At 42.8% G+C, this 12,016-nt stretch carries 10 protein-coding genes; 5 read left to right on the top strand and 5 right to left on the bottom strand.

Features of this window, described 5'->3' with window-relative positions:
• Positions 1–169: 169 nt before the first annotated feature.
• A complete protein-coding gene (locus vsple_RS21410; protein ID WP_261884111.1) occupies positions 170–697 on the bottom strand; it encodes a GNAT family N-acetyltransferase in 528 nt (175 codons plus the stop codon).
• 142 nt (positions 698–839) lie between these two features.
• Positions 840–1,214, bottom strand: coding sequence for a hypothetical protein (locus vsple_RS21405; RefSeq protein WP_261884110.1), 375 nt, complete (start codon positions 1,212–1,214; stop codon positions 840–842).
• Positions 1,215–1,394: 180 nt separating this feature from the next.
• Here vsple_RS21405 and vsple_RS21400 point away from each other — a divergent pair, with 180 nt between their 5' ends.
• A complete protein-coding gene (locus vsple_RS21400; RefSeq protein ID WP_261884109.1) occupies positions 1,395–1,646 on the top strand; it encodes a TIGR03643 family protein in 252 nt (83 codons plus the stop codon).
• Between the two features lie 102 nt (positions 1,647–1,748).
• On the opposite strand, the gene vsple_RS21395 is transcribed toward vsple_RS21400, so the two are convergent.
• The 3 genes from vsple_RS21395 to vsple_RS21385 form a co-directional block, all read right to left on the bottom strand.
• Positions 1,749–2,828: a ParB family protein gene (locus vsple_RS21395; RefSeq protein WP_261884108.1), complete on the bottom strand. Its 1,080-nt coding sequence runs from the start codon at positions 2,826–2,828 to the stop codon at positions 1,749–1,751.
• Positions 2,828–4,027 carry a ParA family protein gene (locus vsple_RS21390; protein WP_261884107.1) on the bottom strand — a complete coding sequence of 400 codons (1,200 nt, stop codon included), beginning with the start codon at positions 4,025–4,027 and terminating at the stop codon, positions 2,828–2,830. The genes vsple_RS21395 and vsple_RS21390 overlap by 1 nt, the downstream gene beginning before the upstream one ends.
• A 173-nt stretch (positions 4,028–4,200) precedes the next feature.
• Positions 4,201–6,681 (bottom strand): TonB-dependent receptor plug domain-containing protein, encoded by a 2,481-nt coding sequence (locus tag vsple_RS21385; RefSeq protein ID WP_261884106.1) that lies wholly within the window; start codon positions 6,679–6,681, stop codon positions 4,201–4,203.
• Positions 6,682–7,092: 411 nt separating this feature from the next.
• Between vsple_RS21385 and vsple_RS21380 the strand changes: the two genes are divergently transcribed.
• Genes vsple_RS21380 through vsple_RS21365 form a run of 4 tightly spaced genes read left to right on the top strand, consistent with a single transcriptional unit; the run spans position 7,093 to position 11,912 of the window.
• Positions 7,093–9,891 carry a M16 family metallopeptidase gene (locus vsple_RS21380; RefSeq protein WP_261884105.1) on the top strand — a complete coding sequence of 933 codons (2,799 nt, stop codon included), beginning with the start codon at positions 7,093–7,095 and terminating at the stop codon, positions 9,889–9,891.
• A gap of 3 nt (positions 9,892–9,894) precedes the next feature.
• Positions 9,895–10,896 (top strand): putative transporter, encoded by a 1,002-nt coding sequence (locus vsple_RS21375; protein ID WP_261884104.1) that lies wholly within the window; start codon positions 9,895–9,897, stop codon positions 10,894–10,896.
• On the top strand, positions 10,886–11,503 hold the full coding sequence (locus vsple_RS21370) for a MotA/TolQ/ExbB proton channel family protein (RefSeq protein WP_261884103.1): 618 nt from the start codon (positions 10,886–10,888) through the stop codon (positions 11,501–11,503). The genes vsple_RS21375 and vsple_RS21370 overlap by 11 nt, the downstream gene beginning before the upstream one ends.
• On the top strand, positions 11,496–11,912 hold the full coding sequence (locus vsple_RS21365; protein ID WP_261884102.1) for an ExbD/TolR family protein: 417 nt from the start codon (positions 11,496–11,498) through the stop codon (positions 11,910–11,912). Before vsple_RS21370 ends, vsple_RS21365 begins: the two co-directional genes overlap by 8 nt.
• Positions 11,913–12,016: the final 104 nt, after the last annotated feature.

Below are 12,016 nucleotides of genomic sequence, written 5' to 3'. Positions count from 1 at the left end.
TTTTTAAACCACTACGTATTAGCAAACAAAATGTCTCAATTTTTATCAAAAAGTAACGAATATAGCCGGTGATACGGAGTGAGTGAGGATAAGTCGTCAAACTTTTTGAATGTCCAAAGCTAGCGCAATAGCTAAACTCAACCAAAACCAACAACGGCTAGGTGCTTAATTAAACAGCTCGTTTGGGTAAGGTTAGCTCATACTCTACGGCATCTCTAACTTCAGCGTGTAATTCAGTATAATTAGCAATGTTTTTCACTTTAGTGAAACCATTTCGTTCAAGTACTTTTTGTGAACCTTCGTTACCACGAAGAACTATCGCTCTCAAAGTATTCAGCTGCGTTTCTGAAACTAAGTAGTCGACCAGCTTACCGACCGCCTGTGACGCAATACCTTTTGAAGTAAATTGTTTCCCTATGCGATAGCCTAACTCACCTGAGTATGTATTTGATTCTATTCGGTGAATATTGATTCTGCCGCAAATTTCTTGAGAGTTACTGCGAATAAGCATTGGATACATTTCACCATTAGCATACTGTGACAGAAACTCTGAAATATGATTTCTTACCCCTCGTGATGTATAAAACTGATCATCTCGAGATGGAACGTGTTGCTCAAACCAACAACGATTATCTAATTCAAACGCTAGCAGTGCATCAGCATCTTCTAGAGAAATCAATTCAACTGATATATCCATTTAAGTTACCCTGACATTGTGTAAAGTTGTGCGTCACGCAGTATTGAAATATCCGCATAGTAGTTCATTTGTTTCAACTTATGTGAACTTAAAATACCGCGCGTGCAGATTCATTCGTAAGTGATTTTTAATAATATGTCGCTCACGGGATAAGTTTAATTTCTACCGTGTACTTCCACACGACAGCCTTATCTTCTATCAACTCATAACTCGCACTTTGGCCTTCTGAACTGAGAACAAATATTGGCATGTCCATTTGATAGTCAGTCTCTTCGTCGCTACATGACATCACTGCTTCAAGTTGTACGCTGTTTTCACTTTGTTGTGTCAACTTTCCCTTATAAGTACAACCATCGACGTGACTGGTTCCACTTTGGCCATTAGTCGAGACTTTAAATGTAGGAAAAACGAGTTTTGACTCTGGCTCTGTTACTGTCGCGAGTACTTCGTAATGAGCAGCTGCAAACGCAGTGCTATGAATTACTAACATAAATAAACATAGAATTTTTGACTTCATAGATTCTCTTTTTCTTCATACTGCGTTCTAACGTCTTGTACGGAGATTATCGCATTTTTGTTGTTGATGACTTATTGTTTTGTGCGAGCGCATCACATTCAAGGTGAAAACCTTACTCCTAAGATGAACTCAATGCCAATAGTGAACGTAGCAGTCTTTTTTTTATAGCGGTATTGATGAATGGCATTGAGTAAAGAGAGTGAGTCGCGGATTATCGAGATGGCTTGGGAAGACCGGACTCCGTTTGAAGCTATAGAGTTGCAATTTGGGTTGAGTGAATCGGAAGTGATTCGATTTATGCGAAAACAACTTAAACCAGGAAGCTTTAAGCTTTGGCGAGCGAGGGTTTCAGGTCGTAAGACCAAGCATACTAAGTTTCGTAGCCCTGAAGTCACGCGAGGTTATTGCTCGACGCAATATAAGCATCGCTAGGCGAAAGGCTAAAATGCAAAAGGCTGAAACTTATATTGGAAATATAGGTTTCAGCCTTTTTTGAACTAAATAAAGTGGGACTAGTTTTAACTATTTCGTTAGCTAGTCTTGCGTTGCTTTATCCAGTACCGCTTGTATCGCTTCGTCGAGTTCCGATTGCAGCTCTTTAGATAAGCGGCCAAACTCGTAAGAGAAATTACGACCTTTAACTTTCTTACGCGCAAACATTCCTTTACTAGTAAATTCAGCAAGTTGAGTGACTTCAGCTTTGTCGGTTGCTTTTTTAGATTCGGCTATTTTCAACTCTGACTTGATTAAAGAGAGTAAGGCTTCTTTGTTCTCGTCATTGCAATGTTCAACCTGAACATTGACAGCTTTTTTTCCCAGTTTTTGGATAAACGCTGTTAAGCCTTTACTGTCTTCTTGGTATGTCTTCATCACTTTTCCAAGTAGTGCATAATCTGTATGTGATAGTGCATTGACTACTGGGAACAAGGCGATGATTCGTTGGTCGATGCTCGCCGCTTTCAGTGCTTTACTTACCGCTGGTCGGCTGATGCCAATCATCGCAGCAACGTCTTCTTGAGTGTAGTTGCCACTGTTCATGATTGTTTGGCATTGAAGACCAATTTCACGTTGGTTGTGCTCTTTCGCTGTTTGTAACTGCTTTGCTAATGCCTTAGCATCGGAAGTCGAAATCTCATCTTGAGTGACAAGAATTCGGAACTCTTTTACACGCCCTTTATGAAGTAAGAACCAAGCACGACGTCGAGAACCATCGAGTACATCAATTTGACCATCGACTTCACGGCCAACGGCTGGATAAAATTGCTGGAACTCTAGAGAATTCAGATCTTCTAGAGACTCTTTAGTAAGTAGACTTTGGTCGCGACCATTTACGTCGAAAGTTACGTAGGTGTCTGCTTTTACTTGTTCGAATGACAGTGTCACTTCATTGAACGTTGCTGTTTTACCAGAAGCCAGTTTCCAAATCATTTGTTGGCCAACAGATTCAATACCGAATTTTTCTTGAAGAAAGTCAGCTGCTTTTTGCCCTGACTTTTCAAGCTCTTTCGTTAGTTGGCTAGTCAGCGTGTCTACTGTTGCTTTTGCTGCTGACTGTTGTGCTGCAATTGAACCGGGTGTATTTCCTAGAGGGCTACCGCCACGTTTCTTAGCCATTAGCTATTCTCCTGTTCACGCCACACGTTCAGAATATCGCGGAGGATCTGGCTTGTGACTTCGTAGCTGTTTTGTTGAGCGCTTTGGAAAGTCGCTTTACTTTTTGGGTACTCACTTTTCGACATATCAAAGACTGTCGAAAGAAGAGAAGACGCCTGACGAACCGCTTCGCTGTGTTTGAACTCTTTCGAGTATAGATACGGCGAGAATTGGTCGTAAAGGCTATTCATTAAGTCGGTTGTTGTTGAGCTATCACGATGATTTGTAAGTAAAATCTTCATGAAGTCGTAACCTTGATGGTTGGCGTTCTCTAGCAGTGCCCAAACTTGTGGGATGTAGCTAAAGTACGAACATGTCGCATCGATATCGTTTTCAGTAATAGACAAAGGGAACACTACATTGGTCGCGGCGTAGTATGCGTTAAACGTCGCATAGCCAAGTGATGGCGGTGTATCGATGATGATGATATCGAACTCGTCTTCAACGCTTTTGATTATGTCGTGTAGCAATGAGTATGGTGACGCCAGCGCTTGACTGAACACTCGCTCGTGGAACCAACCTTCCATAGCGCGGTCGCTTTGCGCTGCAGGCAGAATACGCAAGTTAGGGATGGTGGTTTCTAAGAATGCTTCGGATACGGCTTGCTCAAATGTCTCACCTTCGTCTAAATCAAAAGTGCGCATCATAAGATCGCCAACAGAAAGGTAACCTTCTTGTTCCGCTTCTGGTGCGTAGTACATAGAAAGTGTTGCTTGGCCATCCATGTCGATTAGGCCAACGCGATACTCTTGGTGGAACTCGGTTGCTAAACCAGAAGCAATAGTTGCAGCTGATACGGTTTTACCCACACCACCTTTTTGGTTTTGGATAACCATAACTTGCGCTTTTTGCTTATCGCTGCGGATAAATTTCGCATCTTTACGTAGGTTTTCTGGCAGTAGATCGCGCACTTTGTACATTTCTGAGATGTCGATAGACCATTGTGAGTCTTCATGGCGACGTGGATCAATCCCAGCAGAAGTTACGTAGCGATCGAGTGTTTTCGCATCAATACCTAAATAGGTTGATGCTTCTGCTCGTGTAAAGTTACGCAGTTCTTTACGGTGGTTGGCGAGTAAGCGTTGATTACGACGCTGAATGTAGGCGTCTGCTCCAGCTTTTAGCTGTTGAAACGTAGTCGTGGTGTTTTGGGTATCCATTTCTGCCTCCATCTAGGGATAAGAAAGAGTATATACCTCAATTTTAAAGGTGGGTAGTAAAAACTGATGGAATTGTATTTTATGAATGGTCGATTGCGCGAGATGTGACCTGTCTCGCGCAAATAATGAACAATTTTACAAGTTCTAAGGTTAAATTGTCCTTTTTCTTCTACTTACATTGAATAGTTCAAGCCCACCCAGAAAGAACGTCCAATCTGGTAATTTGATTCGCTGCCGTTAACTTCATCGAATAGGTTCTTGATTCGTAGGTCAATTGACGCATTGTGTTGCTTATATTTTAGGAAGCGATACGTTGCGTTTAGATCGACAGTGGTTTTTGCTTTCTGTTCTTCAACATCATAAATGTCATATTTGCTACCGTCTGTGTCGGTGTAGTTCGCTTTCGTATCGGTAAGGTATTCATACTTACTGCGGTAGTAAAGTGTTGCGTTAGTCATTAATACATCATCAAACCACAGTGCTGACCATGACGCTGATGCTCTAAACGGAGCAGCATAGTTTTGACGAGCATCATGCTCATACATGTCAGCTTTGGTCATGATTTGACCGTTGTAATAGATAAGCTCGGCTTCATCACTCGGGTTAGCAGTATAGTCGACTAAGCCATTGTTTTTGGTTTCAGACCAAGTTACGTTGGCATTGAAGAAGTGCTTTTTGTAATTCCCCGACCATTCGATTGAGTAGCCGTAGTAATCGCTCTCTCCGTTATTTGTCATTTCGTAGTAGTCGTCACCATTCGCATCAGTTAGCTCTTCACTCTTCGCAAACTGTGATCGGTTTTGACGATAAACGGTTTTGAAGCGTGCATTACCGTCTAAGAAAGTAGGGATAGTAATCGCTAGTGTCAGTTCGTCACTGTATGGCGTGTCTAAGTCAGAGTCGCTGTAGCTATCAACAGCTGGTTGATTTGAACATTCGTACCAATCACCAGGAACTCCGCCCCAACGACCATCGCTGCTATCTTTCATGTCACGCTGGTAACAGGTGTGGGCAGGTGTTTGTTCTTTGATCGCATAGCCAATCATCTTGTTGGCATAGTAACGGTTTGCACCCACGGTTAGGTATGTTTCTTCAATAAATTCCCAGCTCGCAGTTAAACGCGGTGCAAGGTTATGGTTTTCCATAAAGTCATCGTATGAGTAGCGCGTACCAGCTCTCATCTCTACTGGACCAAATTGAGTCAGATACTCTGCCCAAAGTGCATGGCTGTACACACCGACATCGGCATCAAACGCATCGTATTTGGTATGTTTCCAGTTGGCCATATCTGGGGTACAAGACTTATCATTGGGATCGCAGATGAAATCATCGGCTGCAGATTTTTTTGCACTATAGTAGTAATACACATCTTCTGGTCGTGATTTACCAACATCGGTGTATTTTATTTCGCTACCGTAGCTTAATGTCCCTTGGTCTAGCATCGTTGAGAACGAAGTTGTCCAAGCGTAATCGGTCTGTAATTGCTCTAAGTCGCCAATGCCGCCATCGTTACAATTTGATGTTGTATTACACCAGTCTAAGAACTCTCCATCCATTTGGTATCGTTCGTTGTTAGACGTACGTGATGCATCGTTATGCAAGACAGAAAGTTTGGTGCTCCAATCTGTCGCTCCGGAAAAGCCAGTCGCACTCAAATAACCTTGAGTGCCTGACGAGTTGGTAACTATCAGGTCATTACGAGCGTCCGGTAAGTCGCGTTCACTTTCGTAAGGGCTATGGATGATCTGGCCTTCGAAGGTGAGATTGTCTCTATACTCATACACGCCTTTTAATATGAAGTTTTCAGAAGTGTCACCATTGTCGCCAGTAGTGCCACCGTATTCTTCGTCTTGTGTGTATTCGACTTCCGACGTACTTTTGCTGTATGCCGCAAGGACACTAAGCTTTTCTGTCAGAGGCAGATCAAAGCTAACGGTCGTTTGTTGTTTAGTGAATTCTGGAGGAGCAATTGCATCGTCATCAGGATCGTACTCGGTAGGCTTGTGGTATTCCACCATGCTGTCGTTTTGGAAGCTGGTGCTCAAGCTGAAGCCAAACTCTTTTCTAGGCTTACGAAGCTCATAGTTAACAACACCACCAATGAAATCACCATATTCAGCAGATATGTTGGAATCCATGATCTCAACAGAGCCAATCAAATCGGGTGTTACATAAAGGCTTTGGCTCGTTTGGCCGACGACATTATTCCAATCTAAGTAATTGGTTGTGCCGTCAAGTTTGGTTGGCTTAACGACATCATGAATTGACGTTGCCGATACGCCATCGATTTGAATGTTGTTGTCGTAGTAGTTACCGCCTGAAATCGAGAAGTTTTGCGGGCGAATAGACTGTATATTTTCTTGCGTGGCGTCGTCTAAACTGTTGTCCATCTGAACATATGGTGACGATTTCAGTAAATCGGTTGTATCCATACCACCTGATTTATTGTTCTGGACGCTGGTTTCACTCATTACCGATGTACCTGAATCGATCGGGTCATAGCTTTCATAAATAACATCAGAATTTACAGCGCTGTCGTTACTGCTGTTTCCATCCGATATTTCAATATCCCCAAGATCAACTGGCTCATTGGCACAGCTGATCGGGCTTCCCAAAGCTGACAAAATTGCCAGCGCAATAACATTTTTATTCATTTAGTCGATTCTTTTATTTTTATTTAAAGATTCAAATGATGACTTTTCAAGCCATTCCACTGCACATTTTTTGATACCGTTACCAGAGGTGGTTTGAATGGTATTGATAATCATTCAACAATCTTTCCCCAATAATCCATGTCTAAAATGCGTTTTAATCCAAGTTCATGTACAGAAATAGTCCGCTTTGGGTACTTATTGGCTATTTCCACTTACTTGGGAAGCATTATTGAACATATTCCCATAGTAAATTTATGGATGATTTCCATAAAAATCTTGGATGTGCGTCGCATAATATAGTAGTCTTGGAATCGTTTTCAATGCTAATGAGAAAATTATTGATAATCATTATCAGATCGTTTTCTTATTTTCATGACTTTTTATTCACCATGTTATCGTGTTGTTATTATTATGTTTATTAGTAGGTGTGTTTCTATTTGTGTCATTGCATCCAGTTTGGTATTGGCCAATGTAGGAGCCTTCGCAAAAGAAATTCAATGGAGTGAAAACCTCAATCACGGCTATTTGGACAACGGCTTTCAATATGTTTTTCATAACAGCCAAGACCCAGAAGACCCTTTTAACCTTCGTTTGATCGTCAACGCCGGCTCTGTTGATGATGAGCATCGAGGTATGGCTCATATTGTTGAGCACATGGTTTTTCGTGCGAATCGAGCACACAGTATTGATATGCACCGTATGTTCGACCAAATAGGTTGGAAAACTGGCACTCAGATCAACGCAATGACACGTCAAACTGAAACTCAGTACATGGTGAGAACGCGTCCTAATGACTCATTAGATGCCCCGCAATCTGTTAAATTACTGAGTGATCTAGCCTTTGGTGCAAAAATGAACGATCACGATTGGCAGCTTGAGCGTGGAGTCATATTTGAAGAAATGAGGAGAGGGGCTGGTGTTGCTGAGCGAGTCAATACCGCTAAGAAGGAGGTGGTTCGCAATGGTTCTCGCTACGTAGACCGTCCAACTATTGGAACTAAGGAAGATATCTTAGATGTAGAAATTGAAGATATTCGTGCTTTCTACGACAGATACTATGTGCCTGGCAATATGACGTTGGTAGCGAGTGGCTATTTTGATGATCGCCAACTCATTGAGGCAATCGAAAACACTTTTGGGTATGAAGACGCTGCTCCTGTACCAAATAGAGACTATGTGAAGCTTCCTCTCAAAGAAGGCTTAGTGATCGGTAAGGTTCAAGATCCAAAAGGCACAACCTCAGCTGTTGTTTATGGTTTCAGAAGTGCAATGGATCCAAGTATCACCGAGGCGGGTGCCTATCAGAGACTGCAAAATTACTTCATTAGAAAGCTAGTAAAGCCTTCTGTTCGTTCATCAAAATCTGAGTACGATGCGTCGATTTCATCTGTTCATATCTCTTTTAGCCAACCGACCAATGATCGATTGATTGCTGCGATGGCTGCTAAGACAAGCGATCATGCTTTAGGTCAGCAAGTTGTACTGACTGAAATCGAACGACTAAAGCAGAACGGAATCAATGAGTCAGCTCTGCAGGCCTTGAAAGAGAAGGCGAGAGCCTCTGTCCAAAGAAACCGACAAATCATTCCAAAGCGTGATTTTGCTAAATGGGAAGACAAACTCACGTCTGCAGTGATGCAAGAAAGTGTAGAAGAAGATTATGAAATTAAATCTGTACGTACGCTTAAGTGGATCGATGCTCTAACGGTTGAAGAGCTTAACGAACGTCTTAAGCAAATCCTTAGCGCACCAGACCAGTTCATGTTCTATCAGATCCCTGGTGGACAGCAGCGCACACTGCCTACGATTGAGGAAATTGGACAACTTTCAAAGCAAATTTCATCGCAACGATATGCGGCTATGAAGGTGATTCCTGCACCAAAAGTAAACTCGGGCCAACTCACTGAAAGCCTGAGGAAGGAGAAAGCAATACAGACAGTTGAGCTTGCTAAGCCTGTACTTCCTACTCCTCATGTAACAAGCAAGCATAAACACTTTTCACCAGCCATTGTTCAATGGAAATTGGCAAATGGTGATCAAGTTATTTGGTTAGATCGCAAAACGTCCGATGGTGAGCTCTACGTTAAGGCTTTATCTAAAGCCGGTTACTACAGCTCTACATATCAATCGTGGCTTTTACAAGCAGCTCAACAAGTTTGGCAACAAACGGATTTTAATATGATCTCTAACCAATCGTTGCAGCAATGGCAAGACCAGCACAATGCGACTTGGAGCTGGGCACAATCAGGCGGTCAATTAGACTTGTCTGCAAAAGTGGCAGCTCCAAACCTAGAGCCGTTAATGCGTGCGTATTGGATTACTCAAACAAGCTGGATGCTGAATGCGGAACAGTTTGAAGAAGCTAAAGAAGCCATCAACGATTCTGTTCATGTTATGTCCACATACGAAACCGAACGTGCGGCGTTGTGGGGAACACCAAAAGATGCTTCACCAATAAGCAGTGATATTGAAGCGCTAAACATGAACCGTTTTACGTCAGCTGTTGAGGCCCTAAATCAACAACCTGTGTCTCTATTTATTGTTGGGCAAACCACTGAAAAAGAAATTGAAACTTCGGTACTGCCATACTTGGCTGCGGTGCAACGTCAATCTAATTTTGAAACGCTTCAACCTGTATTGCCAAGTGGTCATCACACGCTACAACAAGCGGTTCATGAGGAAGATAAATCAACGGTCACAATTAAAAGTGAAACAGATATGGTTTGGACGCCTGAAGCGAGCTTCTTAGTCTCGACGCTGAATCCAATTGTACAAAAAGCGTTGAAGAACAAGCTACGTCACGAATTAGGAGGTGTGTACTCGATCCGCTTTGAGATGACGCTCAACAAAGATAATAAAGTGCGCTTGTCGACCGAATTTACAACAGCACCAGAGAAAGTCGACACGTTAGTGGCCGCCCACAATACCGTTTTAGAAAACCTCTCTGAGCAGTTGCCATTGGAAAACTATCCGCGTATTCAACGCGATATTGAGTTCGCAGAGTCCCTGAGGCTTTCTGACGCAAATACTTGGCTTCGCCGCTTGGCACTCAGTTACCAAAAGTATCAAGGCCCAGATTATTTACAGTCGATGCAGACATTACCGCAACAAGTGACTGAGCAGCACTTAACTGAGATTGTTGACCAAATTATCCCTCTTTCTAGACAAGCAATTTTGATTGGCACACCAGTGTCATCTGAAGGTATGTAATTCATGTTTCGTAGTTTTTTCTTTAATAAGCGTTGGTACGTTTGGTCTTGGTTAGGCAGTGTGATCATTCTTTTCGCGACTTGGTATAAGGTGCAGTTAGATGTACAAGTCAACGAATGGTTTGGTGATTTTTACAATGCTATTCAACAGGCATTGACGAATCCGGGCTCTGTACAAGCCAATGATCTCTATGGCCATTTGTGGACCTTCTTACGAATCTCAGCGATCTTTATTGCGGTAGCTATTTTGCTAGAGTTTTTCATGCGTCATTACGTTTTTCGCTGGCGTACTGCTATGCACCACTACTACATGGAACACTGGGACAAAGTTCGTCATATAGAGGGTGCTTCCCAGCGTGTTCAAGAAGATACGATGCGTTTCGCCAACATTGTTGAGCGCTTAGGGGTATCCTTCTTACGTTCATTGATGACGTTATTGGCGTTTCAGCCTGTTCTATGGGAGCTGAGTAAACAAGTTAAGTCGGTGCCATTTTTTGGAGAAGTTGAGCACGTTCTTATCTACGTAGCTATTCTTTCTGCGCTATTTGGTACGGTTTTACTTGCGGTCGTTGGTGTGAAACTACCTGGGTTGGAATTCAACAACCAAAAGGCCGAAGCTGCTTTGCGTAAAGAGCTAGTGCTGGGTGAAGACGACCAAACACGTGCTCAGCCACAATCGATGAAAGAGCTGTTTCAACATGTGCGTACCAATTACATCACTATGTATCGCCACTACCTCTATTTTGATTTGTTTAAAGTGAGTTATCTGCAGCTCTCTTCAATACTTCCATACATCATGTTAACGCCGACTATCATTGCTGGTCTTATTACCTTCGGCACCATGCAGCAAATAATCCGTGCCTTTAATAAGGTGGAGGGATCGTTACATTACCTTGTGTTCAGTTGGTCTACCATTGTTGAGTTGATCTCTGTTTACAAGCGACTTAAAGCCTTTGAGCAACATATTCAAGCCGCAGAAGAACAGGAGGTGAGCTATGTTAATTGATTCTTGGACCATCGCGACAGGCGCGCCTTTGGTATTGTGCTCGGCATTCGCTCTAGCATTGGTGTTGGAACGCTTGTTTGTTGTGCTACGAAAGCGAGGCCTCACAAGAAGTGACAATCAAGCGATCTTTCAGGCGCTGCATAAACACGAAATGCAGAGTGCTTTGAACATTTTGAAGCATTCAGGAACAGGCTATCAGTTTGTCATCGATGAGTTGATTCATCATAAATCTAGCACCAAAGATGTTCGTGATGAGGCGATTAAAATTATGCTCGTTCGTTATTCGAACCGGCTAAAACGTCGATTGTCTGGTTTGACGACGATCGCATCGCTTGCTCCCATGTTGGGTCTGCTTGGCACCATCATTGGTTTAATGCGTTCATTTCGCGACATCGGTTTGAGTGACGGTCCAGTAAATCCGTCGATTGTCGCCGATGGCTTGTGGCAAGCACTTTCAACAACGGCAGCGGGTATGGTGATCGCCGTGATATGTGTGCTTTGTCATGCTTTGATTAAGTCGAGAATTCGAATCCATTTGGCTGAAGCTGCAGATGTGCTTAATCACTTCTCTCACTGTATTCAGTTGGAAGAGACTGAACATGATTGATTTGGAAGATGAAGAGGTATCTAGCTCACTGCAAGATGCGATGACGCCAATGATAGACGTTATTTTTGTCATCATCGCGTTCATGATGTTGATGATTAACGTACCGTTGTTGACGATGGAGGTCGAACTTCCAAAAGCCGTTGAAAAGCCAACGGTTACCAACGTGCAAAAAAATGTGGTTTCAATTGGTGTCGTTGATGGTGATGAGGCTTGGTTGGTTAACGAGAAACGAGTGGTTTCGATGGAAGCGCTTAAAGATGAGCTTGCTAAGCAGAAGTTGTTGTATCCAAGCCAACTGAGTGTCGTCATCCATAGCGATAAAAAAGTGCCAATGGAAAGAGTTGTCGCACTGTTTGGTGCATTGCAGGAGCTAGAGCTGAATGTATCGCATCTGGCTTTACAACAATAAGGGTAGAGCATGAATGTAAGATGCTCGGCCTTTACGGGTTTTGTGTTGCTTTCACTGGGAATTCATGTTGTTGGGGCCATATGGTTTTATTTCTCCCCCAAGGA

The organism is Vibrio pelagius, from assembly GCF_024347575.1.
GTDB classification, from domain to species: Bacteria; Pseudomonadota; Gammaproteobacteria; order Enterobacterales; family Vibrionaceae; genus Vibrio; species Vibrio pelagius.
The sequence above is the reverse complement of the archived record's forward strand: the minus strand, read 5'-3'. Positions and strand labels throughout refer to the sequence as shown.

Bases quoted from the DNA above. Each gene is read 5' to 3' on its own strand.
- vsple_RS21400 (WP_261884109.1), top strand. From the start codon at position 1,395: ATGGCATTGAGTAAAGAGAGTGAGTCGCGGATTATCGAGATGGCTTGG.
- vsple_RS21380 (WP_261884105.1), top strand. From the start codon at position 7,093: ATGTTTATTAGTAGGTGTGTTTCTATTTGTGTCATTGCATCCAGTTTG.
- vsple_RS21410 (WP_261884111.1), bottom strand. From the start codon at position 697: ATGGATATATCAGTTGAATTGATTTCTCTAGAAGATGCTGATGCACTG.
- vsple_RS21385 (WP_261884106.1), bottom strand. From the start codon at position 6,681: ATGAATAAAAATGTTATTGCGCTGGCAATTTTGTCAGCTTTGGGAAGC.
- vsple_RS21365 (WP_261884102.1), top strand. From the start codon at position 11,496: ATGATTGATTTGGAAGATGAAGAGGTATCTAGCTCACTGCAAGATGCG.
- vsple_RS21375 (WP_261884104.1), top strand. From the start codon at position 9,895: ATGTTTCGTAGTTTTTTCTTTAATAAGCGTTGGTACGTTTGGTCTTGG.
- vsple_RS21405 (WP_261884110.1), bottom strand. From the start codon at position 1,214: ATGAAGTCAAAAATTCTATGTTTATTTATGTTAGTAATTCATAGCACT.
- vsple_RS21395 (WP_261884108.1), bottom strand. From the start codon at position 2,828: ATGGCTAAGAAACGTGGCGGTAGCCCTCTAGGAAATACACCCGGTTCA.
- vsple_RS21390 (WP_261884107.1), bottom strand. From the start codon at position 4,027: ATGGATACCCAAAACACCACGACTACGTTTCAACAGCTAAAAGCTGGA.
- vsple_RS21370 (WP_261884103.1), top strand. From the start codon at position 10,886: ATGTTAATTGATTCTTGGACCATCGCGACAGGCGCGCCTTTGGTATTG.